Origin of the sequence: Okeania sp. KiyG1 (assembly GCF_014132355.1) — a bacterium.
In the GTDB taxonomy this organism is placed as follows: Bacteria; Cyanobacteriota; Cyanobacteriia; order Cyanobacteriales; family Microcoleaceae; genus Okeania.
Genome location: NZ_BLZO01000025.1, coordinates 14,497 through 40,752 on the forward strand (window position 1 = coordinate 14,497; position 26,256 = coordinate 40,752).

The 26,256-nt window shown below is 37.9% G+C and carries 19 protein-coding genes and 1 pseudogene; 8 read left to right on the forward strand and 12 right to left on the reverse strand.

Going from position 1 to position 26,256, the window contains the following annotated elements; all coding sequences use genetic code 11:
* Positions 1-130: 130 nt before the first annotated feature.
* The 6 genes from SAGCYANO_RS02825 (at position 131) to SAGCYANO_RS02850 (ending at position 7,086) form a co-directional block, all read left to right on the forward strand.
* Positions 131-1,312, forward strand: coding sequence for a tetratricopeptide repeat protein (locus SAGCYANO_RS02825; protein WP_202218694.1), 1,182 nt, complete (start codon positions 131-133; stop codon positions 1,310-1,312).
* 167 nt (positions 1,313-1,479) lie between these two features.
* Positions 1,480-1,644, forward strand: coding sequence for a hypothetical protein (locus SAGCYANO_RS02830; RefSeq protein ID WP_202218695.1), 165 nt, complete (start codon positions 1,480-1,482; stop codon positions 1,642-1,644).
* A 435-nt stretch (positions 1,645-2,079) separates the two neighbouring features.
* Positions 2,080-2,565, forward strand: a complete 486-nt coding sequence (locus SAGCYANO_RS02835; RefSeq protein ID WP_202218696.1) for a hypothetical protein — start codon at positions 2,080-2,082, stop codon at positions 2,563-2,565.
* Positions 2,514-5,543, forward strand: a complete 3,030-nt coding sequence (locus tag SAGCYANO_RS02840) for a tetratricopeptide repeat protein (protein ID WP_237395682.1) — start codon at positions 2,514-2,516, stop codon at positions 5,541-5,543. Before SAGCYANO_RS02835 ends, SAGCYANO_RS02840 begins: the two co-directional genes overlap by 52 nt.
* A gap of 99 nt (positions 5,544-5,642) precedes the next feature.
* Complete coding sequence (locus SAGCYANO_RS02845; protein WP_202218698.1) at positions 5,643-6,230, forward strand: Uma2 family endonuclease; 588 nt, start codon at positions 5,643-5,645, stop codon at positions 6,228-6,230.
* A gap of 268 nt (positions 6,231-6,498) precedes the next feature.
* Complete coding sequence (locus SAGCYANO_RS02850) at positions 6,499-7,086, forward strand: Uma2 family endonuclease (protein ID WP_202218699.1); 588 nt, start codon at positions 6,499-6,501, stop codon at positions 7,084-7,086.
* A gap of 354 nt (positions 7,087-7,440) precedes the next feature.
* Here SAGCYANO_RS02850 and SAGCYANO_RS02855 read toward each other — a convergent pair whose 3' ends face one another.
* From SAGCYANO_RS02855 to SAGCYANO_RS02865, 3 genes are all read right to left on the reverse strand, one after another.
* Entirely contained in the window at positions 7,441-7,992 is a 552-nt protein-coding gene (locus tag SAGCYANO_RS02855) for a DNA-binding protein (protein ID WP_202218700.1), read from the reverse strand.
* Between the two features lie 404 nt (positions 7,993-8,396).
* A complete protein-coding gene (locus tag SAGCYANO_RS02860; protein WP_202218701.1) occupies positions 8,397-8,966 on the reverse strand; it encodes a Uma2 family endonuclease in 570 nt (189 codons plus the stop codon).
* 291 nt (positions 8,967-9,257) lie between these two features.
* Positions 9,258-10,127, reverse strand: coding sequence for an oxaloacetate decarboxylase (locus SAGCYANO_RS02865; RefSeq protein WP_307785811.1), 870 nt, complete (start codon positions 10,125-10,127; stop codon positions 9,258-9,260).
* Between the two features lie 130 nt (positions 10,128-10,257).
* On the opposite strand from SAGCYANO_RS02865, the gene SAGCYANO_RS02870 reads away from it, so the two are divergent.
* Positions 10,258-10,842 (forward strand): Uma2 family endonuclease, encoded by a 585-nt coding sequence (locus SAGCYANO_RS02870; RefSeq protein WP_202218702.1) that lies wholly within the window; start codon positions 10,258-10,260, stop codon positions 10,840-10,842.
* A gap of 265 nt (positions 10,843-11,107) precedes the next feature.
* Here the strand turns inward: SAGCYANO_RS02870 and SAGCYANO_RS02875 are convergent, their stop codons facing one another.
* Both SAGCYANO_RS02875 and SAGCYANO_RS02880 read right to left on the reverse strand, forming a co-directional pair.
* On the reverse strand, positions 11,108-14,845 hold the full coding sequence (locus SAGCYANO_RS02875) for a glycerol-3-phosphate acyltransferase (protein WP_202218703.1): 3,738 nt from the start codon (positions 14,843-14,845) through the stop codon (positions 11,108-11,110).
* A gap of 1,187 nt (positions 14,846-16,032) precedes the next feature.
* Positions 16,033-17,451 carry a cytochrome P450 gene (locus tag SAGCYANO_RS02880; RefSeq protein ID WP_202218704.1) on the reverse strand — a complete coding sequence of 473 codons (1,419 nt, stop codon included), beginning with the start codon at positions 17,449-17,451 and terminating at the stop codon, positions 16,033-16,035.
* Positions 17,452-17,527: 76 nt separating this feature from the next.
* Here SAGCYANO_RS02880 and SAGCYANO_RS02885 point away from each other — a divergent pair, with 76 nt between their 5' ends.
* Positions 17,528-18,850, forward strand: a complete 1,323-nt coding sequence (locus SAGCYANO_RS02885) for an RNA-guided endonuclease TnpB family protein (protein ID WP_202218705.1) — start codon at positions 17,528-17,530, stop codon at positions 18,848-18,850.
* Here the strand turns inward: SAGCYANO_RS02885 and SAGCYANO_RS02890 are convergent.
* The 7 genes and pseudogenes from SAGCYANO_RS02890 to SAGCYANO_RS02920 form a co-directional block, all read right to left on the reverse strand.
* Positions 18,809-20,088: pseudogene (locus tag SAGCYANO_RS02890) on the reverse strand (RNA-guided endonuclease InsQ/TnpB family protein). The gene SAGCYANO_RS02885 and the pseudogene SAGCYANO_RS02890 overlap by 42 nt on opposite strands.
* Positions 20,089-20,275: 187 nt before the next feature.
* Positions 20,276-21,151, reverse strand: coding sequence for an MFS transporter (locus tag SAGCYANO_RS02895; protein ID WP_202218706.1), 876 nt, complete (start codon positions 21,149-21,151; stop codon positions 20,276-20,278).
* A gap of 387 nt (positions 21,152-21,538) precedes the next feature.
* Entirely contained in the window at positions 21,539-22,525 is a 987-nt protein-coding gene (locus SAGCYANO_RS02900) for a zinc-binding alcohol dehydrogenase family protein (protein WP_202218707.1), read from the reverse strand.
* A gap of 748 nt (positions 22,526-23,273) precedes the next feature.
* The gene (locus tag SAGCYANO_RS02905; protein ID WP_202218708.1) at positions 23,274-24,485 is read right to left on the reverse strand and encodes an MFS transporter; all 1,212 of its coding nucleotides are present in this window, start codon (positions 24,483-24,485) and stop codon (positions 23,274-23,276) included.
* Positions 24,486-24,860: 375 nt separating this feature from the next.
* On the reverse strand, positions 24,861-25,262 hold the full coding sequence (locus tag SAGCYANO_RS02910) for a hypothetical protein (protein ID WP_237395684.1): 402 nt from the start codon (positions 25,260-25,262) through the stop codon (positions 24,861-24,863).
* A 22-nt stretch (positions 25,263-25,284) separates the two neighbouring features.
* Positions 25,285-25,656, reverse strand: a complete 372-nt coding sequence (locus tag SAGCYANO_RS02915; RefSeq protein ID WP_202218710.1) for a hypothetical protein — start codon at positions 25,654-25,656, stop codon at positions 25,285-25,287.
* Between the two features lie 113 nt (positions 25,657-25,769).
* Entirely contained in the window at positions 25,770-26,105 is a 336-nt protein-coding gene (locus tag SAGCYANO_RS02920; protein ID WP_202218711.1) for a hypothetical protein, read from the reverse strand.
* Between the last annotated feature and the right edge of the window lie 151 nt (positions 26,106-26,256).

Below are 26,256 nucleotides of genomic sequence, written 5' to 3' on the forward strand. Positions count from 1 at the left end.
ATTTCCGCGCCCTTTTTTTTGACTACTATAAAAATTTTTCATCAGGGTAAGCATTTATTTCAAATAGAAAAACAATATGTCTACTAGACCAAAGTAATTGTGTCTAGAAAAAAGCTCTGAGGAAAAAATCATGAATCAACAAAGTATCTCTAGTTATCTTGGTCTCATTCAATCTTTATTAGTTTGTCCTAGTGGTGATGAAAATCAAATTTTGCAAGCTAATCAAAACTTGATAGACCATAAATTAGTTCAAGTAATGAAACAAATAGCAAAAACAAACAACAAAATAGGTAACTTGAATGCTCAATGGTTGCAAAATTTGGCGACAATGTTAGAGACTAACTTAGAATATGCTTCCCAACCTTTAGACCGGGAAATATATCGAAATTTACTCATGCAAATTTTACAAGTAATCTCAGAGAATGAAGAAAACCCTGAAGCCGTATATTCTGTATTAGAATATAATCAAGATAAACTGGAGCAAAATTTTGTCGCAGTGCTACGAACTTGGCCTGGAGAAAATATCCAAAAAATGGAGCCTCAATTAGCACAAAATATTGCTCTAGATATTGTTAATTTAAGTAACCTGATTTTACAGTTTCCTTTTGGTAATCAAAGTAATAACGTAGAAATAGCCATTGTAGGTTATAAAAATGCTCTACAAATTTTACCCCGTCAAAAATTTCCGGTAACTTGGGCAACTATCCAAAATAATTTGGGTACTAGCTACCACAAACGCACTGTCGGAAACTCAGAAGAAAATATCGAATTGGCGATCGCTTGCTACTATCAAGCACTTCAAGTTAGGACTTACTCTACATTACCTGAAGCATGGGCAAGCACTCAGAATAATCTTGGTAATGCCTATCAACAACGTAGCATGGGAAAAAGAATAGAAAACTTAGAGAATGCGATCGATTGTTATCAGAAAGCTTTAAAAGTCAGAACTCTAGAAAAGCTACCTCAAGAATGGGCGAGTATTCAAAATAATCTGGGTAGCGCTTACCACGATCGAATCGCAGGAGAGCAACAGGAAAATATTGAACAGGCGATCGCTTGTTATAATTTGGCTCTCAAAGTCCGTACTCGCGAACAGCTCCCTACAGACTGGGCAACTACTCAAAATAATCTGGGTAATGCTTATCTCGACAGGATAACAGGAGATAGACAAGATAATTTGGAACAGGCGATCGCTTGTTTTGTTAGAGCGCAAGAGGTTTATACTAAGGAAAGTTATCCTCTCTACTGGGAAATGATTTTCAATAATTTAGGTATCGTTTACAATGAACAGAATTTGAGAAAGGTAAGTTGATCAACAATTAATAATGGCGTTGCTGATTCTGGGTATGATTTTGCCCCCCGAGCAAGCCAAAATTGGGGGGAATAAAACTCTAAAAGTCCCCCTTTATTAATCCCCTCCCGTCCCCCTTTTTTATCCCCCTCCCGTCCCCCTTGGAAAGGGGGAAGCCAGATGTTGCTTTGCTTTTTGTTGAACGGGGGAAGCCAGATGTTGCTGCACTTTTTGTTGAATGGGGGAAGCCAGATGTTGCTGCGCTTTTTGTTGAATGGGGGATGCGCGGGGGCGAAGGCGAGAACCAAACAATCGCACATTCATACTTCAATTCAGCAACGCCTAATAATTAATAATTACCTCTCCTTGAAAAAAAGAGGATTGACGCGGTAGGGAAATTTTTTTCTTCTCTTGGTCGATTGGATATGGCGAGGAAACCTCGCCATCCCTCGACCGCTTTTTTCTACTTTAAAGGAGAGGCTTTAAACCTTAATTATTCGGTAACGTATTATTAATTTGTCGTTGTTGCGCTGTTGAGGTTTTGAACGTCTCAGTTGAGATTTGAAACCTCTAAAATCTTTCTTTTTATTTTTAACTTTTTGTTGCGTTAAACTTAAATTACAATATAGCCGTTTTCACCCTGGTGAGGTACATAGAAGATCCCCCTAAATCCCCCTTAAAAAGGGGGACTTCCAGGTTCCCCCCTTGTCAAGGGGGGGTAGGGGGGATCTCCAGCACTGTACCTCACGCTTACTGAGAAATAAAATAGAGTTGTTGGAAATAATTAAATGGAACCAGTAAATATCGGTTTGATTGTTATTAATGCTTTAGCATCCGGTGCTACATTAGTTGCTTCCTCTGTAGCTAGAGAAGAAATTGTGGTCAAGTATCGTTCCCTGAAAGAATTTATTGGAGAAAAATTTGGACTAATAAAACCAGTAGACCAATTGGAAAGACGGCCAAGTGAGGACAGGCAAAAATTATTGGCAGAAGATTTAGAGGATGCTATTCAAGATTTGTCAGGAACCCCACAGGAAATAGAAAATGTTATTCATGAGCTGCTTGAGAAAACAAAAGCTCTTACAGAATTATTGGAAAAAGTACCAAAAGCAGAGTTTGATGCTGTAGGTATAGACATAAAGAGTCTCAAAGCAGTTAATGTCAAGATTCAAAAAGTCATCTCTGAGGGAGAAGCTACAGGAGTAAGAATGAAAGGAGAAGATTGGGAATTGAAAGGGGATATGACAGTAGAAGATATCACATTAAAAAAGTAAATCCCCCTTCCTTACCTGTGACACCTTTTAACTCAGCAGTTAATCTTGATTTTGATAACTCTCAGGTACGCGATATTAATATTCGTGACATTAATATAGGTACAAAAACAAAGGGACTGCCAAGGAAGGGGGAACCAGCAGAATTTCCTAATAACCTGAATAAACTACGCACTGGTGCTGTCAAATTTGTTGGTAGAGATGGAGACCTCAAAACATTACATGAACAACTTCAGGAAAAGGAGCGAGTTTCTATCACCGCAGTAGTCACGGGGATGGTAGGAGTAGGCAAGACAGAATTGGCACTCCAGTACGCTCTCTTATCTAAAAAGGAATTTACTTATCCTGGTGGCATTTGCTGGATCGGGGTTCGGGAAAGGAGTGTTGTAGAACAGTTATTAGATTTTGCCGAGACTCAACTAGGGCTATTTCCGGCAGAAGATTGGGATTTAGAACAGAGACTTGACTTCTGTTGGGCAAACTGGCAACCTCCTGGAGATGTGCTTATTATTTTGGATGATGTGGATAAGTATGAGGAAATTGCAGGTTATTTACCTCCACAGGAAGAACGTTTCAAATTGCTAATTACTACCCGCAGATATTGGTTGTCAGAATCATTTGAAAATTTGCGTTTGGAAGTATTGGATGAGGGTGCTGCCTTGGAGTTGTTGGTGGCGTTAATTGGTGAGTCTCGCGTGGCAGAGCAAAGAGAGGCAGCTAAACAACTCTGTGAGTGGTTGGGATATTTACCTTTGGGGTTGGAGTTGGTGGGACGTTTTCTCAAGAGGCGTTCTGGGTGGAAGTTGGCAAGAATGATACAAGAGTTGGAGAAACAAGCTTTAGATTTGCCTGCGCTAAAGAAACCATCAGGAGAAATGACGGCGGAAAGAGGAGTGAAAGCTACTTTGGAATTAAGTTGGCAGGAGTTGGATAAGAAAGGGAGGTATTTGGGTTGTTTCTTGAGTATGTTTGCCTTAGCTCCTATTCCTTGGAGTTTGGTGGAACAGTGTTTGTCTGGAGGTGAAAGTCAGGAGGAAGAATTTATAAGCGCTTGGGAGGATGTTAGGGAAGATAGTTTGTTAGATTTAAACTTGATTAAACAGACAGCAGAGGAAACTTATCAATTACATCAATTGGTACGTCGATATTTTCGAGGTAAGTTGGAGAAGATGAAAAAAGTAGAGGAGTTGAAGTATCAGTTTTGTCGGGGTATAGTGGTAGAAGCACAAAAAGTTCCTCAGACTCCAGTAAAAGCAGACATAGAAAAACTAACCTTATCTATTCCTCACTTGATTGAGACAGCAACTGAGATGCAAAAGTGGGTTGAGGATGAAGATTTGATATGGCCGTTTAACAGCCTTGGCTGGTTGTATGCAGGTCAGGGATTATATGAACTAGCAGAACTTTGGCATAAGCAATGCTTAGATATTACTCGCAATCGTTTAGGCATTAGGCATCTATTTGTTGCCGCAAGTTTCAACAATCTGGCATTACTCTACAGATATCAAGGGCGATACACAGAAGCAGAACCCTTGTTAAAAGAAGCATTAGATATGACAAAGCAACTACTAGGAGCTTCACATCATGATGTTGCCAAAAGTCTCAACAATCTGGCATTACTCTACAGATATCAAGGGCGATACACAGAAGCAGAACCTTTGTATCTAGAATCATTGGAGACGTGTAAGCAACTGCTAGGGTCTTCACATCATGATGTTGCCAAAAGTCTCAACAATCTAGCATTACTCTACTACTCTCAAGGGCGATACACAGAAGCAGAACCTTTGTATCTAGAAGCACTGGAGACATATAAGCAACTATTAGGGTCTTCACATTCTGATGTTGCCATAAGTCTCAACAATCTGGCAAACCTCTACCTTTACCAAGGGCAATACACAGAAGCAGAACCCTTGTTAAAAGAAGCATTAGAGATAAGAAAGCAACTACTAGGCTCTTCACATCCTGATGTTGCCCAAAATCTCAACAATCTAGCATTACTCTACTACTCTCAAGGACGCTACACAGAAGTAGAAACTTTATATATAGAAGCACTGGAGATATATAAACAACTCTTAGGAAGAGAACATCCTGATGTTGCCACCAGTCTCAGCAATTTGGCATTACTCTACTACTCTCAAGGGCAATACACAGAAGCAGAACCCTTGTTAAAAGAAGCATTAGAGATGAGAAAGCAACTACTAGGCTCTTCACATCCTGATGTTGCCCAAAATCTCAACAATCTGGCACACCTCTACTACTCTCAAGGGCGATACACAGAAGTAGAACTGTTACATAAAGAAGCACTGGAGATATATAAGCAACTGCTAGGTTCTTCACATCCTGATGTTGCCATGAGTCTCAACAATCTGGCATTACTCTACAAGTCCCAAGGGCGATACGCAGAAGCAGAACCCTTGTTCAAAGAATCACTAGAGATAACAAAGCAATTAGGCTCTCCACATCCTTATGTTGCCAAAAGTCTCAACAATCTGGCACAACTCTACTACTCTCAAGGGCAATACGCAGAAGCAGAACCCTTGTTCAAAGAATCACTGGAGATGATAAAGCAACTGCTAGGCTCTTCACATCTTGATGTTGCCATTAGCCTCAACAATCTGGCACACCTCTACTACTCTCAAGGGCGATACACAGAAGTAGAACCTTTGTATCTAGAAGCTTTGGAAATGAAAAAGCAATTGCTAGGAGCAGAACATCCGTCTGTTGCCACCAGTCTCAACAATCTGGCAGGACTCTACTACTCCCAAGGGCAATACACAGAAGCAGAACCTTTGTATCTAGAAGCATTGAAGATGACAATGCAACTTTTAGGAAAAGAACATCCCAATACTCAAACTTTTCTGAACAACTATCTATATTTTTTACAGCAAGTTCTCAGGGAAAACAGACAAGAAGACTTATCTGATGAAATGAGTTTGCAAATAATATCAGAGATGGAGAAATCATCTTTAGAGAATGGTTGAATAATGGTAATTTAAAATCAATTTTCTCTGAGGTAAATAGGCGATTTCCAACTATAGTTATGATATAATATAACAGTAAAAATAGAGCAGTAAAACCCAATGATAGCTAATCCAAATCAATTCTATTTTTCTCCAGAAGACTATTTAGCAGGAGAGCGAGAAAGTCCGATTAAACATGAGTATAGACAAGGCCAAATTTATGCAATGGTAGGGGCAAAGAAACCCCACGTTATTATTACTCATAATTTAGACAGATTATTGGGCAATCATCTCCTCGATCGTGACTGTATTGTATTTCCTACCGATATGAAAGTTCGACTAGAAGAAGCTAACTGTTATTATTATCCTGATGTAGTAGTAACTTGTGATGAAAGAGATTTAAGTTCACCTGAAGATTTTATTCTTTATCCTTCTCTAATCATAGAAATTTTGTCTCCCAGCACAGCTAATTTTGATAGAGGAGGCAAATTTGCTGATTATAAAACTGCGACAAGTTTACAAGAGTATGTATTAGTTAGCCAGTCTGAGATGAATATAGAATGTTTTCGGAAAAATGAACAAGGCATTTGGATTTCTCAAACTTATAAGAGGGGAGAAAAGGTTAATTTTGCCAGTGTAAATTTTAATTGTGAAATTGAATTAATTTATCGGAAAGTTCCTGGTATAGCCAAGATAGACAAGGATTAAAATCCTAAGCTAATAGCTAAAGTCATCTCAAGATGACTGGATTATTTATTAAGAATATTTATCTGATGAAATGAGTTTGCAAATAATATCAGAGATGGAGAAATCATCTTTAGAGAATAGTTGAATAATGGTAATTTCAAATCAATTTTATTTGAGGGAAATAGGCGATCGCCAACTCTTCCCTCCTGACTCCTTATTCAGAGGTGATCGCTCTTTCCAACTATAGTTATGATATAATATAACAGTAAAAATAGCAGAGAAAAACCCAATGATAGCTAACCAAAATCAATTCTATGTTTCTCCAGAAGACTATTTAGCAGGAGAACAACAAAGTCCGATTAAACATGAGTATAGACAAGGCCAAATTTATGCAATGGTAGGGGCAAAGAAACCCCACATTCTTATTGCTAGTAATTTAGTAACAGAACTAAATATTCATCTGCGCGATAATGACTGTTTTGTACTTCCTTTGGATATTAAAGTTCGACTAGAAGAAGCTAATTGTTATTATTATCCTGATGTAGCAGTAACTTGTGATGAAAGAGATTTAAGTTCACCTGAAGATTTTATTCTTTATCCTTCTTTAATCATAGAAATTTTGTCTCCAAGCACAGCTAAATTTGATAGAGGAGGCAAATTTGCTGATTATAAAACTGCGACAAGTTTACAAGAGTATGTATTAGTTAGCCAGTCTGAGATGAGTATAGAATGTTTTCGGAAAAATGAACAAGGAATTTGGATTTCTCAAACTTATAGCAGGGGAGAAATAGTTAACTTTGCCAGTGTAAATTTTAATTGTGAAATTGAATTAATTTATCGGAAAGTTCCTGGTATAGCCAAGATAGACAAGGATTAAAATCCTAAGCTAATAGCTAAAGTCATCTCAAGATGACTGGATTATTTATTAAGAATATTTATCTGATGAAATGAGTTTGCAAATAATATCAGAGATGGAGAAATCATCTTTAGAGAATAGTTGAATAATGGTAATTTCAAATCAATTTTATTTGAGGGAAATAGGCGATCGCCAACTCTTCCCTCCTGACTTCTAATTCAGGGGCGATCTCTAACTCTTCCTAAATTATCTTCCCTCCTGACCCCTGACTCCTGACTCCTAGTTCCCAAATAGGTTCTATAGACAGCAAAAAATTAAGCAGAACCCAGGCACTGCTTGTGGAACTCTCGTTTCCAAACCAAATATTTAACTACTTTACTTTTTTCCTTTCTTTTTCGATTTTCTCTTCTGACTTTTTGGCTTCTTAGCTTTTGCACGCTGCTGAACTACTTCTGGTGGCGGACCATAATCTCCATCACTAAAGTACACTCGCTCTACTATAGTTTCCGGCTCTACTTCAAGCCACAGCCTGGCACCTCCAGCTTGACTTGTATTTGGTTGATGGGGTTGATAAATTATTTCGCAAGAACCGTGAATTTTCAGAGCGTGGCAATAATCTTTTTTATCTCCCACTTTCACAGCTACTGCTGCATATTTAGTTTTATGATCTCTGTTGTAGTCTATAGTTTTTCTTAGAACATGAACGATAGTCTTGGCTTTACGTTGAAATTTATTCCAAGTCCCTTGAGGACCGCGACGACCTGGTGTAATTTCTGGCATTCCCCGACGGTTCAGAGGAATTCTCCAAAATCTCCCGACTTTTTTAGCATCAACAACACGATTAGTATTCAGTAGAAGTCGCAATCTACCTGTTGAAATATTTAGCAGAAAAGCTGCTTCTGTGGTACTAATGTATGAAATAGTCATAAGTATAACGTTATGGTTTTAAATTATATATTTTAATTATACTAGGTAATGTACCAAAAAAGTTAATAAGTGGTAAATTATCAGACTTTTAGGAATTTTTTGCACAAAAGCAGAAATTATGGTATTTAAAGACTTTTCATGAACTAAGGATTAAAATCCTAAGCTAATAGCTAAAGTCATCTGATTTTTTTTGTCAGTTTGGCGATATAGCTGCCGCTAGGCTTCGCCAACGCTCCCCATTGACAACTGATAACTGAAATTGGCGATCGCTCCCTAGTAGCTAGACACTGATTTGGCCACGGATATACGGATTATTTTTTGGAGTTAGTTTGGCGATATAGCTGCCGCTAGGCTTCGCCAACGCTCCCCATTGACAACTGATAACTGATAACTGAATCTGACAATTATTCCCCTAAAAACACATCCTCATAAATTAAATCTATAGGACAACTCAAATTAACACTTTTCAACTCAATCTTATCCCCTTCCAAATAAGAATAAAACTCCCATACTCCCTTTTCATTCAACCGAAAACATTCAAGCATCATTTCATTAGCACTCACCAAAACATATTCTTTCAAAGTAGAAATGCGACGATAATTTTGGAATTTTTTTCCTCTGTCAAAAGATTCTGTTCCTGGAGATAAAACCTCAATAATTAAACAAGGATATTTAATCGCTTTTCTTGCCTTTTTATCTCGTTCATCGCAACTAACCATGAAATCAGGATAAAAAAATGGTCCTTGTTCAGATATTTCCACTTTTGCATTTGCCACTAAGACCTTACAACCTTGCCCGCGCAAATGATTTTTTAATGCTGTTGTCAGATTAGCAACAATCTCACTGTGGGGAATATTACCCCCAGTCATAGCTATAACTTCACCGTCAATATATTCATATTTAATCGGTTGTTTTTCTTCCCATTCCAAATATTCTTGAGCGGTAATATATTGAGAATTTTTAATTGCAATCATAATTAATGGATCACGAATAATGAAAACTATCTCTAATTATCAATTGTTAATTTTTCTAGGTCTTTTATTGTTAGATTTGGCATCGTTACTCTTTCCTAAAATATTTTAATGATAACCCTGTAGGAATGTTTATGCAACCTCCCTATTTCAATGGAAAATGGGTTTTATAAGGGCGAATGCCATTCGCCCCTACAAATTTAATCAACAGGACTTACGCGAAGAAACTATTTATAGAGTCTAATTCTATCTTAAATAGTTTCAATTGCTATATATAGCCTATCTGCGTAAGTACTAATCAACTGAAAACTTCCGCTCCAACTCTCGATATTTAGGCACTTCAATAATCTCTTCAAAATCCTGGAACGTAACAATATCTGTCAACCCCGCTGTAGTTCCATTTTCAAATAATTGACGATAACAGTTCATCATCGCTTTAGTAGCAGAAAATAATCCCGACAAAGGATAAACCACAATTTTAAAACCCATTTCTGCCAACTGCTCACCCGATAAAACCGGAGTTTTACCACCCTCAATCATATTGGCAAACAAATACACATCCTCAAAAGCAGTAGCGATCGCCTGCAAATCTTCTATCGACTGAGGTGCTTCAATAAAAACCACATCTGCACCAGCTTCAGCACAAGCACGCCCCCGCTTAATAGCTTCATCCAAACCCAATGGCGCACGAGCATCTGTCCGAGCAATAATTACTAAACCACTATCACCCCTAGCATGAACCGCTGCTTTAATTTTCTCTATGTGTTCCGCCATTGGAATTACTCGCTTACCCTCAAAATGACCGCACTTTTTCGGCCATTCTTGGTCTTCCAAAATAATTCCGGCAACTCCCATATCAACAATATCGGTAACAGTTCTAATCACATTTAACGGGTTGCCATATCCAGTATCAATATCTGCTACCAAAGGAATATTCACTGACTCAGTAATACGCCTCACAGTGTAGAGCATTTCTGTAGCAGTAAGAAAACCATAATCAGGGCGACCAAGAGTGGAACCAGAAATGCCAAACCCACTGGTAAACACAGCAGAAAACCCTATCTGTTCTACAATTTTTGCCCCAATACAATCATAAACTCCAGGCAGCACTAGAATACCTGGTTGTTCTAATATTTGACGTAACTTTTGGCCTGTAGTCATCATAACCTCTCAGAATAAATATGTTAAAGAAGTTGGAAGTTGTTTTTCGGGGATTTTAAACAACCCTCCAAAAACATTTCCCGTTAAAACACATTGATATAATATAACAGTCTAAATAGCAGAATAAAACTCAATGGTCGTTAATCAAAATCAATTCTATGTTTCTCCAGAAGACTATTTAGCAGGAGAGCGACAAAGTCCGATTAAACATGAGTATAGACGAGGCAAAATTTATGCAAGAGTAGGGGTTTCTTTACCCCATGTTATTATTGCTAGTAATTTAGGCGCATTATTAGGGAATTATCTTCTGGATAATGACTGTCTTGTACTTAATTCCGATATTAAAATTAGACTAGAAGAAGCTAATTGTTATTATTATCCCGATCTGGTAGTAACTTATGATGAATGGGATTTAAGTTCAAATGAAGACTTTATTCTTTATCCTTTTTTAATCATAGAAATTTTGTCTCCAAGCACAGCTAATTTTGATAGAGGAGATAAATTTGCCGATTATCAAACAGCTACAAGTTTACAAGAATATGTATTAGTTAGTCAGTCTGAGATGAGTATAGAATGTTTTAGAAAAAATGAACAAGGAATTTGGATTTCTCAAACTTATAGCGGGGGAGAAGAAGTTAATTTTGCTAGTGTAGATTTTAATTGTCAGATTGAATTAATCTATCGAAAAGTTCATGGGATAGAATTCATTAATGGATAATTGATAATGGATAATTGATAATTAGGGTTTGCGGAAAAAGTCTGTTGGTAAAGGCAGGGAATAGGAAATAGGCGATCGCTCTCCCTTTCCAACTATTCCTATGTTTTACGAATAATATCAAGTCTCATTAATTAGCCATAATAATTAGATCCCCCCTAACCCCCCTTAATAAGGGGGGAACCGCTTAAAAAGGGGGGAGCTAACAAAAAGTCCCCCTTTCTAAGGGGGATTTAGGGGGATCTTTTATGTACCTCCTGACTCCTGATTAAATAAATTCCACCATCCCCCGATACCCATCAACCCTAACTTTTTGCCCATCCTGTAAACGAGTCATCGCTCCAGAAACATTCATTATTGCCGGAATGCCATATTCCCGCGCAATAATAGCTCCGTGGGATAACTGTCCTCCCACCTCTGCAATAATACCTTTTGCCTTCAATAATAATGGTGCCCAACCTGCATCAGTATAAGGAACAACTATAATTAGATTTTCCGACTCTGCCAGATTTACCTCTAAACTCCGACAAACCTTGACATAACCTTCCACACAACCAACACTCCCTGGTATCCCTTGTAAAATAGAAACATTTTCCTCAGTAGAGAAAGTTTCCCTACTTTCTTGGGGTAATACATTCCCATAAACTACCTGGGGAACTTGGCGATCGCGGTCTTTTTCCAGTTGTTCCTTTCTTTGTCTGAGTAGGGGAGTAAGGGAGTAGGGGAGTGGGGTAGGGACGTTGCATGCAACGTCCGTACGGGAGCTGGGGAGCTGGGGCGATCGCTCGTCATTAGGTGTAACAGTGTTAAATTCTGTTCTGTTTTGTTCCTCAAACATCCCCCCCTTCTCAAGGGGGGTTAGGGGGGATCTTTTTGCAGGGTTTCCTTCCTCAACCAAACCTACTGTAGATAAAATCCATTGCCGAATTTCTTCAAATTCCAAATAAAAAATATCACCCTTTTCTTCAAAAACCTCTAGATTTTCTTGTAAATCATCACTTTTGACTTTTGACTTTTGACTTTTAACTTCTAAATCATCACTTTTGACTTTTGACTTTTGACTTTTGACTTTTATTTCTATTGCTAAAAATGTCAATCGTAAATAAGCCAAAAGTTTCCCATAAACCTCAGCAATTTTACCCTTAGTTCTCGCACGCTTTGCACATTGCGCCAGTCGCCACCTCTGCCACAAATTTAAAGACTTTACCGAAAAATTATCTTTAAAATTATCTTTTTCTCCCTCACCTTTCCGAGCCATTGCAAATAATAATTCACGGAAATTATCTGGCTTTTCTCCCCAAGTTGCTACAGCAATATCCGTACCAACTTCACTCAAATAACCATAATTTTCCAACCATTGCTGAAACTCCCATTGTAATTCCTGATTTTGCTCAAATTCTGCCTTTATTTCCACATCAGAATTAGTTGCCATTTTTAACTTAACTGCCAACTTTTGTAATTCTCGAATCGAAACAATTTCTGGAGCAGTATCAGTAGGCAACCATTCTTCAGAAATTCGGAAGAGCGATCGCCGAATTGCTAAACCTATGGGACCCAAAATATTATAAAAAGTAATCGGTTTTAACCATTCCTGAATTTGTTCTGCTTGGTCTAATAATTCTGATAAAGACTGAGATGAATTTTGTTTGAAATTATTTTCTAAAATTTGTAGAGCGGGAACAAAAATTTGATAATAGTCGCGTTCAAATTCCCGGTCAACTGCCATTTCTTTTTGAATCAAACGCCATAAACCAGGCAAAGAAGGCAACACTTTTCCTAAAGGCGGTTTTCCCATTTTTTGCCCCCGTAATAAAAACTCTAAACCCTGCTCCGGCAATCCCATCATTCTAAAAATTTCCCCTAACAAAGTAGCATTAAAATAAGCATGAGAACCGAGCAAAGTTGCCGTTTCAGTAAAATCTAATTTTGCTACCTTTTCCCCTAAAACAATAGTAAAAATTTCTCCCCAAACTCCACAAGTCAAAGGACGATTTATCGACCAAGTTAAAGGATGAATAGCTCCGGGAATTACCTCTGCTGCAATAGTTCGTGTCCAAATTGGTCTGAGATTAGTAATGGGGCGACTTTGTAAAATCCAAATTTTTTCACCATCCCAACACCATTCAATATCCTGGGGTAAGCCATGAAAAAATGCTTCAATTGCCTCTGCTTGATTTACCAATTCTTCAATAACTTCTTCAGGTAAAAAATCAGAATATTTTACCTGTTCTAAAGATTGATTTTTATCTTGTTCTTTTGGCTTTAATAGTCTGTCGTCTACAGGCTGTTTAAAATTGGTTGAATTTTGAGTCACAATCGAGTTTTTTCCTCTTGCTTCTTCCTCCTTCCTTCTTGCCTCTTGCTTCTTGCCTCTTCCTTCTTCTAAAGATTGATTTTTATCTTTTTCTTTTTGATTTAATACCTCGTCGTCTACAAGTTTAAAATTGGTTGAATTTTGAGTCACAATCGAGTTTTTTCCTCTTGCTTCTTCCTCCTTCCTTCTTGCCTCTTCCTTCTTGCCTCTTCCTTCTTCTAAAGATTGATTTTTATCTTGTTCTTTTGGGTTTAATAGTCTGTCGTCTACAGGCTGTTTAAAATTGGTTGAATTTTGAGTCACAATCAACTTTTTCCCTCTTGCTTCTTCCTCCTTCCTTCTTCCCTCTTGCTTCTTGCCTCTTCCTTCTTCTAAAGATTGATTTTTATCTTTTTCTTTTTGATTTAATACCTCGTCGTCTACAGGCTGTTTAAAATTAGTTGAAGTTTGAGTCACAATCAACTTTTTCCCTCTTTCCTCTTCCTCCTTCCTTCTTCCTTCTTTCCTCTTCCCTCTTCCTTCTTCAACAATTTCTAAATGTACCGGACTAAACTGCCCACCCACAACTTTTTCTGCACCTCCTGGCAGAGCTTCAATAATTATTTTTGCACCACCATCTAAAGGATTACGAGTAAACATTACTCCAGCAACTTGACTGATAATATAAGGCTGAATTAATACCGCCATTTCCGCATCAGGAATTTCTCTTTGCCGACGATAAGCAACAGCTTCTGGCAACCAATAAGATTGACGACAAATATTAATTGCCTCTAATAATTCTGTTTGATTTTTCACCGGATAAATAGTTTGATATTGTCCGGCAGCCGAACTATTATCGCTATCTTCCCCCACAGCAGAAGAACGAACAATTAGGGGAAAATTAATAGACATTTTATCCAGCTTCGGTAAAGGAGAGTTGATAGTAGGTAATGAAGAATCAACTTCCCTATTCCAATTGCCTCGAGTACCTGCTTCAGTTGCAGGTAAAACAAAACCTTCAACAATATTAAAACCAACTTTTTTCAATTGAGCTAATCTAGCTGCTTTCTCGCCACATATTTTGGCATCTAGTTGATTATCGAGAGAAAATATAATTTGTTTTTTTAAAGCCATATCATCACTTTGCCTCAGATTTATTACTACTAATATAATTGCTAATCCAGCAGCAGCTAAAAGTTCTAAAAAAGATGCTGACTGGCGAAATAATAACACCCATAAAAAACTACTGAGACATCCCAGACGAGCTGCCCATTGCCGGATATTTTGGTTTTTTTTGGGAAATATTTGTTTGCCTATTACTAATATTAATAACCCTGTAATTCCCGAACCTAATGCCACCACAGGAGAATAAACCAAAACTCCCCAACTAGCATTAGTAACACCGCCACCTTTAGCAATAAAATATCTACCTGCTACTAACAAAATTAATCCCGCTAACTGCAAGGTAAAAATCTCTGGAAATAAAACTTTTGCTACTAAAACTGGCGCAATACCTCTAACTATTTCTGCTAATACTGTTGTTATTGCCGCTGGTTTCGGCGCATGAGTAAACGCTGCTGCCACACTAACATTACCCGTACCGACTTTTCTGAGGTCGATATTTGCCAGAATTTTAACTATTAAACCAGTGAGTGGGAGAGCACCGAGACAAAAACAGATAGCTAGAAACAATACTAAGATTAATATGTACATACAGAAAATTGTAGGTAAATGAGTTCAAGAATTTAGAATTTAGAATTTAGAATTTAGAATTACCGAATAATTAATAATTAATAATTAGGGCTTGCTGATTAAATCTCAAAGTTTTTACAGATAAAGGTAAGTGCCTTTTTAAGTATCAAAAAGTGCGAGGTTTTAGGCGACTCAGGTTCAAAATCTTAGGATTTTGGTCAAGAGTTGGGCAGAAAAATCAAGGGATGATTCTTTCTACTATCTCCTCTATAATTCCCATTTCTCCTGTCTCCTGTCTCCTGTCTCCTGTCTCCTACCCCTACCAAAAGACTTTCCATACGCAAACCCTAATTAAATAATTCGCGCCTTGAAAGCTCCTCTTTTAAGGGGAAAAAAAAGAAAATATTCCTTATATTCAATCAAGAAAGGTTTTAACCAGAGGTAATTTTAACGAAGTCAGAAGTCAGAAGTCAGAAGTCAGAAGTTAACCCACCCCTAACCCCTCCCAACCCACCCCTAACCCCTCCCAACCCACCCTAACCCCTCCCAGGAGGGGGAAGTAGGGATTTGAGCCCCGCTCCAAAAATGTTGCGCCTTAAAAGGCGGGGTTTTAGACCCATATTATTTTGATAAATTATAAATTATCAATTATCCATTATCCATTAATGAACTCTTCTTTTCAAGGAGAGGATTAGATTAAAAGGAATTTTTTTCTTCTCTTGGTCGATTGGATATGGCGAGGTTTCCTCGCCATCCCTCGACCGCTTTTTTCTCCATGAATAGAGAAGCTTTATACGTTAATTTTTCGGTAAAGTGTTCCTAGTGCGGGCATCTTGCCCGCGATTGGTGTACCTTACTAATAGACATCTCCAAAAATGAAAAATAAAATCAATTGTCGTACAGAAATTATCAGTTATTCCCCTCCACCGGAGGGGTTAGGGGTGGGTTCCCTATTCCCTATTCCCTCTTTTCTGGAGAGGTCTAATATGAAATACACTGTATTTAATTTTGATTTCTATAGCAAGGAACGAGTTGTTTAGCACATAAATTGATGATAAACCTTAGACAGATAAATACTTTTTCCTGTTCCCTGTTCCCTAGTATTTAATTTTGATTTCTATAGCAAGGAACGAGTTGTTTAGCACATAAATTGATGATAAACCTTAGACAGATAAATACTTTTTCCACTGTTCCCTGTTCCCTTTTCCCTATTCCCTATTCCCTGCTATAGACTTAATCTCTATTTGATAATCATCTTTAATTCTCTTAATGGGAAACTGAACAAACTTTGGCTCTCCCATCAGTTGCCAATCAAACATTTGTAGTAAATGAGACGCAAAAACTTTGCTAACTAATATTGCCATCTGCGCTCCTAAACAAGCGTGTACCCCACCACCGAAAGGGATAAATTCGTACATCTTACCCTCACCACGTTCTGGCAAAAAACGTTCTGGCTCAAATTTCTCTGGTTGCTCAAAATATTCTGGCATAATATGAGCAATTCTAGGTTCTGCAATCACAGTCCAACCTTTCTGGTAGAGAATATCATCCACTACAACAGATTGAGTTAACCGACGACTAGCAGTAGGACTTGGCGGTAAAGTGCGGAGAGTTTCTTTAATGGTAGCTTCCAGAAAAATCATCTGTTTCAAATCTGCTGGTGAAAACTGGCTAAAGTTGTTATTTTCTCCTAATATTTGTACTTGTTCCTGTCGTAACCGTTGTAATATCTGTGGATGCTTGCCAAGTTGATATATTAAGGAAGATATAAACCCTGAAATTTCGTAATGGGATGCCCAAAGTTGCAAAAGACATTGATTTTTAATCAAAGTATCGCTAAATACTCCATCTGGGTTTTCCTGCTGACTAGCTAACATCATTGATAGGAAATCTTGAGTCGGGTTAATCTTTTCATTTTCCGCTAGTCGCCGTTTGATGACAGCATCCATAAACTCAATCAATTTTACCCGTGCTTTAATTCCACGACCGAATGCTGTGAGAGGAGATTTCCATTTGACCAGTCCATAAAAACCATCAAAGTACGTTTTGTATAAAGCTTTTAATTCCGCTTTAGAGGAAATTGGCAAACCCTCAAAAGTTTTTGGATCGGAGTCATTTAAGCTAATTCCTAACAACAGGGGTGTGAGTATATCAAAACTAATTTTCTCCACTTCTGGATATAGCGGAATTTTTCTATTCGCCCATGTTTTGATACCTCGAGCAATAATATTATTGATGTGAATTGTATATCCTTCTAACGTTGCACCAGTAAGACCAGGAGCTAGTGCTGTTTTTCGTTGACGATGTAAGTCAGGACGTTGAAATAGACTGTACTCGCCAAACATCTCCATTGTAGTTTCTGGTAGTGCAATTTCTGTATATTTCTGGTCTCCATTGAAGGCCATTTTTATTGCTGAGGCACTTCCTACAAATACAGTTGTTCCACCAAAAACACTTGTTTTAAATATAGGACCATATTTTTCAAAGTTTTCACGACAGAAGCGATCAGGGTTAGCTATATAATTAAATGTGTCATAAAATGTTGGTTTTCCTGGTGGAGTTTTGGCCTCCACAGGTGCTGTTTCTCCATCAACGATTAACATTAAATCAGTCGTTTCTAAACTCATTGTTTTTATCTACTACAGCAATACAGGTGTTAAGATAATTATATCGACTCAAACGTTATCTAGAGGTGATCGTTCTATGGCCAATAGAAGATTGACTTTTCGACTGTATCCGACAAAAGTGCAAAAAGAAAAACTATTTTTGGCCAGAAAACTGCACCAGCTTTTGTATAACGCTTGTGTCGCTCATAGACATTTTGAGTGGAGAAAAAACCGCTCAAGTGTAGACTACTTGACTCAGCAAAACGCATTACCAGGTTTTAGGCAGCAGTGGTCTGATTATCAACAGCTTAATCTGAGTTCATTGCAAGCAACCGTAAAACGAGTTGACTTAGCTTACAACGCTTTTTTCAAAGGAATCAGGAAGCGTCCAAAGTTTAAGCCAATTAGAAATTACTCCGGTTGGACTTACCCAGATGGTCGGCAAGGTTTTAAAGTGCAGATTGAATGTAGCCAAAAATATACAGTCAATTGTGGATGGGTGACACTTAATGACTTGGGTATGAGACTCAGGATGCGGGGTAGGTTTAAGTATTGGGGAAAACCTACTACTTGTACGATTGTTTATCGTCCTCATCAAGATGAGTGGAATGCTTCATTTAGTATCAAGACCTCGGAACCATTACCATTGTTTGGTAGTAAGTCTCCACTGGATTATGAATCAATGGTGGCTTTTGACTTAGGATGTGAAACAGCATTGACCTGCTATGACGGGTATGGGTTCGATTCAATCAGTAATCCTAGATTTGACAGGGAGTTTGCCCCAAAAATTAAGCAAGCTTCACGTCAACTCAAAAGAAAGCAGCGACCAATTAAAGGTAAGCAAAAAGCATCAAGTAGATGGAAAAAAGCGAAGAGAAAAATCTCTAAACTCAAGGCCAAACAGTCAGCCGTAAGACAAGATTGGCAGCACAAAGTCACAACAGAAATTGCTAGTTGTTATGACATCGTTGTGACCGAAAAATTAAATGTTAGAGGTATGACTCGCAAGGCTAAAAAAGGTAAGCGCAAAAAACAGAAAGCAGGTTTAAACCGTGCCTTGTTAGATGTGGGTTTTGGAGTGTTAAACCAAATGGCGCTATATAAAATCCTAGCGAAAGGTGGTTTGCACATAACCATAGACACCAAAAAAGTCAAGCCATCTCAACGTTGCCCAAGATGTGGAAATGTTCATCAGGAATGGGCGCAATTGAGTAATCGTTACCATGTTTGTGATGATTGTGGTTTTGAGATACCAAGAGACCAAGGCTCGGTCATGGTGATGTGGAATGTTGCTGCAGATAGGCAACCGGGGTTAGGAACTGGCCTCGTTAATCGTCGATGCTCTAGCTCTACTGATTTGACCCGTAAGCATACTGGCTCAATGAGGCAACTGGGGCAATTGACATCCTCCCCGGCCTAAAGGCACGGGGATTCCTACCGAGCCGTAACTCCTCGGCGGGTTGACGTTTTGCTTCGCATAGCTGCCGCTAACACAGGCTGCTGCTACCTTGACGCTAGTCTGACGCTTGCCTCCACGTCCGTTTTTCGTCTCCGAATGCCCTCCGGCGACTAATATATTGATCGCTGCATTCTCATCTCTATCATGTTTTGCGCCGCAGTTGAGACACTCCCATTCTCGCACCTGAAGGTCTAATTTTCCACCTTTAAACCCACAGCTAGAGCAAGTTTGAGATGTGGGTTCCCAACGACTAATTACTTTAAAATCACGACCATATTTTTCTGCTTTTCCTTCTAGGAATGTTCTGAATGTTCTCCAACCTAAATCAGATATAGCTCTGGATAATTTACGGTTTTTTACCATACCAGAAACGTTCAAATCCTCTAAAACAATTGTTTGGTTTTCACTAATTATTTTAGTAGATAATTTATGCAGAAAATCTGTTCTTGTATCTTTCAGTTTGGCATGAAATTTAGCTACCCTCAACCTAGCTTTTTCATATCTTTTAGATCCTTTAGTTTTTTAGATAATGATTTGCTTAACTTTCGATATTTCTTAATTCGTTTCTTTAGTGGTTTTGGTGCATCAATTTTTTGACCATTACTTAATGTAGCAAAAGTTTTAATTCCTAAATCTATACCTACTGAATTATCCGTTTTTGGTAAAGTTTCTGGTTGTATTTCTACTACAAAACTAAGAAAGTATCTATTAGCTGAATCTTTGATTACTGTTACTGAGCTAGGCTCACTGGGTAGTTTTCTTGACCAGGCTACTTTAAGCTTTCCAATCTTAGCTAAATAAACTTTATCTTGGTGTACTTTAAACCCTCTCAAGGTAAACCTGGCAGTCTGTTTTGATTTCCTGGTTTTAAATTTGGGAGGTTTTATGGCTCTTGCTTTTCTCTGGCCTTTTGTCGAACTGAAAAAGTTTTGATAAGCTTGGTTTAAATCATTCAGTGATTGCTGTAATGGTACAACTGAAACCTCTGATAACCATTCTTTGTCTTCAGTCTTTTTTGCTTGAGTAATAAAGAGTTTTTGTAGCTCAGAATTAGTGGGTTTCTTTTGTCCTAATCTGTACTTTTCCTGACAGCAAGCTAGACTATCATTCCACACAACACGAACACAACCAAACAGCTTTGCTAATCTGGCTTTTTGTCCCGGTGCTGGATAAATACGATACTTAAATCTAGCTTTCATAATTTTTGTTTAAACTAATAATATGATAGCATACTTACTACTTTTTCACCAATAAACCAATAAAAAGTCGCCCTAGAAGGGCGAGGCTTCAGACCCATTTTCTTGGTGAAGCGCTCAAAATCTCAAAGTGCGGACTTTGTTGACGGGGACTTAGAAACCCCGTCCGTCTACACGGCGGGGTAGTTCATTAAATAACAAATGCAACTTTTATCAAAGTAACTTCAGATAAGGACTTGGCAAATAGCCCTAATTGAGATGAAACAAATGCAAAGGCAAGAGCTCTGCTTGCTAAAATAATTCCGATTACAATATGAGTTGCTCCTAACTGGCGATCGGCAAATAGAGGAATATAGGTTAAACAAGGACCAAATGAGAGAATAAAAATAGAAACAATTACTATTAACAAACCTCCTACTTGATAATTATTAATACTTTGCCAAATGTTTCTCAAATAATTTTTTAAGTTAAATGATTTTTGCTTAGGTCTTGCCGGAATTTTTAAATAAAATAACACCCAAAAACTTAAGGGAATAGCCATCAAAGATAATAAGAAAGGATAGCGCCATCCCCAGGTAGTTAACCCACCACTAACTAAAGGATAAATAGTTAAAGTAAGACCGATATTCATGACATTAAAAGCCATAGCTACTGTCAGTAATTTACCGCGATAAAAGTCACTAATTAATGTTAAAACTAATGATTCTAGTGGTGCTGCACCAATTCCTTGTACGAAACGAAACTCTATTAAGGTCTGAAAATTGGGAGCGAATGAACAAACGGTTCCACCAATTGCAAATAGGAATAAAGCAGGTATCAAAATTTGCTTTCTACCATAACGGTCAGCTAATATTCCAAAGATTGGACTACCAATAGTAATAGGAATAACAAACGCTGAGATTACCCAACCAATATGTTCGGGAGAAACATTCAAATCTTCAGCTACTGAAGGTAAAATAGGACTTATAGAACCGGTACCTAAAAGTGCAATTAAAGTGATTCCAATAATAATCTGAAAATTAGAATCTTGGTAAATTTTGATGGAATTTTTTGTGCTTTGAGACACTTTTCCTTGATTAATCAATAAACTGTCTCATCTTATATCATGTCCGGTTGAACAGTAATAAATAAATAACTACGGAGGAGTCAGGAGTCAGGAGTCAGGAGTCAGGAGTCAACCCACCCCTCGCCCTCCCAGGAGGGGAAGAAAGAAGAAAGAATAACTGGAGTTGAAGGAGAAAGTTTTTTTTTATAACTAATTATCCGGACATGATATTACAACAGTTTTCGAGTATCGGAGGTTTAACGAAGTCAGAGGTCAGAAGTCAGAAGTTAACCGGAAATGATATTACTACATATTAGTAGCAGGACTTACGCAAAGACACTATTTATAGAGTCTAGTAACTATTGTCCAATAGTTGCAAGTACTATATATAGCGCACCTACGTAAGTCCTAAGTAGTTAAAACTAGCGGAGAAACATTAGTTTTATTGTGTACTTGTTCGTAGGCAATTATTCCTCCCCTAAGTGGGTAAGTAGCGATCGCTTCTGGTGGTAAAATAGCATTTGTTTCAAACAAGGGATTGAGTTCTGCCAAAATTTCCCCACATTGAGTTACGTCAAAAGCTCGACTATCTACCCCAAACAAGCGCAACTCCCGGTGATAAAAATCCCGGAGGTCAAAACAAATTTTCGCTTCTTTTGGTGGAGCACTAATCGCGACCAAACGACCTCTATGACCGAGGGTCCACATACTATTTTCCAACATAGAACCCCCGACTGTATCCAATACCACATCCACACCTTTACCTCCAGTAGCAGATAAAACAGCAGAATTAAGATTTTCCGTTGCCAAATTAATAACGATATCAACACCAGATGTTTCAACTATTGAATAATCTGATTCCCGTCGCACTGTTCCTAAAACTTTAGCTCCCTTCCATTTTGCTATTTGAATCGCAGCTTTACCAACCCCACCTGTTGCTCCCACTACTAAAACTGTTTCTCCTGGTTGTAAATTTGCGGCTTCAATCAAAGATAACCAAGCGGTAATATATCTGACTCCGATAGTTGCTGCTTGTATCATGGATATATTTTTCGGTTTGGGTTGTATTGCTGCGACAGGTAATACCAAATGAGAAGCATGGGAACCATCACGGATAAATCCAATATCGCCTCCTGTTCCCCAAACTTCAGTACCAATTAGATTTGGCTCACCTGCGACGACAACTCCCGCAAAATCTCTACCGGGTGTGCGTGGAAGGGTAGTATTTTCCATAACTCCCAAAATATTTTTCACATCACTGGGATTAATAGATGCTGCATGAACTTCAACCAACACTTCACCTGGTTGTAAAACGGGAGTGGGAAGTTCTTCAAGTTTGAGTTGAGTCGTCGGAGAACCGAAATTGTCAAAGCGAAGCGCACGTATAACACCCATAGTTAAAATTCCTATTTATTTTGTTGTATAAAAGTGTAGGTTTTAAGAATTTAGAATTTAGAATTTAGAATTTAGAATTTAGAATTACTTCTCCTTTAAAACGGATAGGATTTCAAGAATTTAGAATTTAGAATTTAGAATTTAGAATTACCTCTCATTTTTTCGGTAAAGTCGGTTGCAATAATTATAAAAAAGTCTGAGTTTGTAGTTGCGCTTTAGCGCTGCTAGAGATATTTGGAGTGCTTTAGCACAACTACGAAAGCTATACCGTTTCACGGAAGTCAAAAGTCAAAAGTTAAAAGTTAAAAGTAAGATTTTAGGTGGTTTAAAAGTCAATTTGTCTAAGTCCTGTTCATCTTTTGCGTAAGTCCTGATATATTTATAGAACCCCTAACCGTATCTTTGTACGCGGTATGTTCTTTTGGCGGCAGTCCTCAGTCCTCAAAAGTTGTGGAAATTCAGGAACGAGAATAGGAGAAAAAGCAGATGCGAACCCGCACTGCTCAATAGTGCACCAAGCAAGTAGAAAAATGCTCTCATCTCCCCATCTCCTCCTCTATTTTTAAATAGATCCCAAATGGGTTCTATAGGTTTAATTTTATGCAGCATTCCGAAGCAAAGGAAAGGAAAAAGCAACTGCGCAACCTAACAAAAACATAAGAATAACTGAACCTGCTCAGATTCTTACTTTTGACTTTTGACTTTTGACTTCCGTAAACACGAGTGGGGGTGGGTTCATCTCAATATTTCATCTTGTCGATCTAGCACTCAAAAGTTGTTGCTTTGGTTTTTTCCAGAAAATTGTAAAGTATAAAATACTCAAAGCTGAAACTAGAACAAATAAAGCAACACCACAAACTCCGTTCCATTGCCAATTACTCCAAGCATAGTTACCAAAGTAAGACCCCATTGATCCTCCCACAAAATAGGAAACCATATAAACCGTATTCAGACGACTATGTATTTTGGCAGGCAAACTATAAATTTGTGCTTGGTTAGAGATTTGAGTTGTCTGTACTCCCAAATCTAACAACATCACTCCCAAAATTAAACCCCATAATTCATATCTTGCTAAAGAAAATACTAAAAATGATGAACTAGAAATCACAACACCTAACATAGAAATCAATCTAGGATTTTTTCTATCTGCCATTCTACCAGCAATTACCGCTGTTATAGCTCCCACAACACCAAGCAAACCAAACATTCCTGCTACTTTACTACTGTAGTTTAGGGGTGGCGCTTTCAGGAAAAATGCCATTGTACTCCAGAAAATACTATTAGCAGCAAAAGACATTGCCCCAATTAAAGCTACTTGTCGCAATAATAACTGTTCTCGAATTATTTGTCCCAAAGAAAAAATTAATTTAGGGTATGAGAGAGTCACAGAGGGTTTTGCTTTTGGCAGTACAAATGTTGATACTACTGCTATTAACATCATCAACCCACTAGCAAAGAAATATATTGCTCGCCAACCGAAATTTGCTCCGACAAACCCGCTAGTCATTCTAGCTAAAACAATCCCAATGAATAAACCACTCATTACAGTTCCGACAGCTTTGCCACGTTTTCCCGGTTCTACTAAAAAAGCAGCAAAAGGTACAACGAGTTGGGGAATTATTGTAGTCATACCAATAAGTAAACTCGCAACAATTAACCAACTAATATTAGGAGATATAGCTGCTGTTAGTAAAGCTATAGCGGTTGCTATTAGCATTGTCACAATTAAGCGTCGTCGTTCTATGATATCGCCCAAGGGCACAAATAGCAGTAATCCCAAGGCATAACCAATTTGTGTCATCATGGGAATTAACCCGACTTGCTGAGTGGGAGCATGGAAGCTTTCGGCAATTATTGCTAATAGGGGTTGATTGTAATATAAATTGGCAACTGCAGCTCCACCGACCATTGCCATAATTAATAAAGTTTTGTTAATACCCATAGTTGATTTTTGAGACATAGTCTTTGTTTGTAGTTGCGCTAAAGCGCTACGCGCAAGGCAACAGGCAGTAGGCAATAGGCAACAGGGGAATAAAAAAGGGTTTTCCTACGGAATGCTGCGCAAACAGCTTCTATTCATATCCTAACCTTAATGGGTAGCGCTATAGATATATTTACCGAATAATTAATAATTAATATAGGACTTACGAAGATACGCTACATATAGCGCTAAAGACTATTGGACAATAGTTATTGAACTCTATAAATAGCGCCTTTGCGTAAGTCCTGTAATAATTAAATAAGGCTTTGTTGCATGAAAGTATATAGCTGCCGCACTTGCTGCGCATATGTACTTCATAACGTGTGGAAACTGCTGTAACTATTGGACAATAGATCAATAGAACATTAATAATCGTGAAACAGAGCGATTAAGCTGCGCAATGGATGTTAAGAACGCTACTTTCATCCAACAAAGCCAAAACAGAAGAATAACTGAACCCAGATTCTTACTTTTAACTTTTAATTTTTGACTTTTGAGTTGTGTATAGCGATCGCTTGGCACTGCACAGAAATAACTATTGGACAATAGATGGTAGTGCATTAATAATCGTGAAACAGAGCGATTAAGCTGCGCAATGGATGTTAAGAACGCTACTTTCATCCAACAAAGCCAAAACAGAAGAATAACTGAACCCAGATTCTTACTTTTAACTTTTAATTTTTGACTTTTGAGTTGTGTATAGCGATCGCTTGGCACTGCACAGAAATAACTATTGGACAATAGATGGTAGTGCATCAATAATCGTGAAACAGAGCGATTAAGCTGCGCAATAGATGTTAAGAACGCTACTTTCATCCAACAAAGCCAAAACAGAAGAATAACTGAACCTGGTTAGATTCTTACTTTTAACTTTTAACTTTTGACTTTTGAGTTGTGTATAGCGATCGCTTGGCACTGCACAGAAATAACTATTGGACAATAGATGGTAGTGCATTAATAATCGTGAAACAGAGCGATTAAGCTGCGCAATGGATATTAAGAACGCTACTTTCATCCAACAAAGCCAAAACAGAAGAATAACTGAACCCAGATTCTTACTTTTAACTTTTAACTTTTGACTTTTGAGTTGTGTATAGCGATCGCTTGGCACTGCACAGAAATAACTATTGGACAATAGATGGTAGTGCATCAATAATCGCGAAACAGAGCGATTAAGCTGCGCAATGGATATTAAGAACGCTACTTTCATCCAACAAAGCCAAAACAGAAGAATAACTGAACCCAGATTCTTACTTTTAACTTTTAACTTTTGACTTTTGAGTTGTGTATAGCGATCGCTTTCTCAGCAGAGCAATAACTATTGGACAATAGATGGTAGTGCATCAATAATCGTGAAACAGAGCGATTAAGCTGCGCAATGGATGTTAAGAACGCTACTTTCATCCAACAAAGCCAAAACAGAAGAATAACTGAACCCAGATTCTTACTTTTAACTTTTAATTTTTGACTTTTGAGTTGTGTATAGCGATCGCTTGGCACTGCACAGAAATAACTATTGGACAATAGATGGTAGTGCATCAATAATCGTGAAACAGAGCGATTAAGCTGCGCAATAGATGTTAAGAACGCTACTTTCATCCAACAAAGCCAAAACAGAAGAATAACTGAACCCAGATTCTTACTTTTAACTTTTAATTTTTGACTTTTGAGTTGTGTATAGCGATCGCTTTCTCAGCAGAGAAATAACTATTGGACAATAGATGGTAGTGCATCAATAATCGTGAAACAG

Coding starts and splice junctions, on each gene's coding strand:
- SAGCYANO_RS02915 (WP_202218710.1), bottom strand. CDS start 25,656: ATGCACTACCATCTATTGTCCAATAGTTATTTCTGTGCAGTGCCAAGC.
- SAGCYANO_RS02825 (WP_202218694.1), top strand. CDS start 131: ATGAATCAACAAAGTATCTCTAGTTATCTTGGTCTCATTCAATCTTTA.
- SAGCYANO_RS02835 (WP_202218696.1), top strand. CDS start 2,080: ATGGAACCAGTAAATATCGGTTTGATTGTTATTAATGCTTTAGCATCC.
- SAGCYANO_RS02845 (WP_202218698.1), top strand. CDS start 5,643: ATGATAGCTAATCCAAATCAATTCTATTTTTCTCCAGAAGACTATTTA.
- SAGCYANO_RS02855 (WP_202218700.1), bottom strand. CDS start 7,992: ATGACTATTTCATACATTAGTACCACAGAAGCAGCTTTTCTGCTAAAT.
- SAGCYANO_RS02900 (WP_202218707.1), bottom strand. CDS start 22,525: ATGGGTGTTATACGTGCGCTTCGCTTTGACAATTTCGGTTCTCCGACG.
- SAGCYANO_RS02850 (WP_202218699.1), top strand. CDS start 6,499: ATGATAGCTAACCAAAATCAATTCTATGTTTCTCCAGAAGACTATTTA.
- SAGCYANO_RS02885 (WP_202218705.1), top strand. CDS start 17,528: ATGGCCAATAGAAGATTGACTTTTCGACTGTATCCGACAAAAGTGCAA.
- SAGCYANO_RS02880 (WP_202218704.1), bottom strand. CDS start 17,451: ATGAGTTTAGAAACGACTGATTTAATGTTAATCGTTGATGGAGAAACA.
- SAGCYANO_RS02865 (WP_307785811.1), bottom strand. CDS start 10,127: ATGATGACTACAGGCCAAAAGTTACGTCAAATATTAGAACAACCAGGT.
- SAGCYANO_RS02905 (WP_202218708.1), bottom strand. CDS start 24,485: ATGTCTCAAAAATCAACTATGGGTATTAACAAAACTTTATTAATTATG.
- SAGCYANO_RS02910 (WP_237395684.1), bottom strand. CDS start 25,262: ATGCACTACCATCTATTGTCCAATAGTTATTTCTGTGCAGTGCCAAGC.
- SAGCYANO_RS02920 (WP_202218711.1), bottom strand. CDS start 26,105: ATGAAAGTAGCGTTCTTAACATCTATTGCGCAGCTTAATCGCTCTGTT.
- SAGCYANO_RS02860 (WP_202218701.1), bottom strand. CDS start 8,966: ATGATTGCAATTAAAAATTCTCAATATATTACCGCTCAAGAATATTTG.
- SAGCYANO_RS02870 (WP_202218702.1), top strand. CDS start 10,258: ATGGTCGTTAATCAAAATCAATTCTATGTTTCTCCAGAAGACTATTTA.
- SAGCYANO_RS02875 (WP_202218703.1), bottom strand. CDS start 14,845: ATGTACATATTAATCTTAGTATTGTTTCTAGCTATCTGTTTTTGTCTC.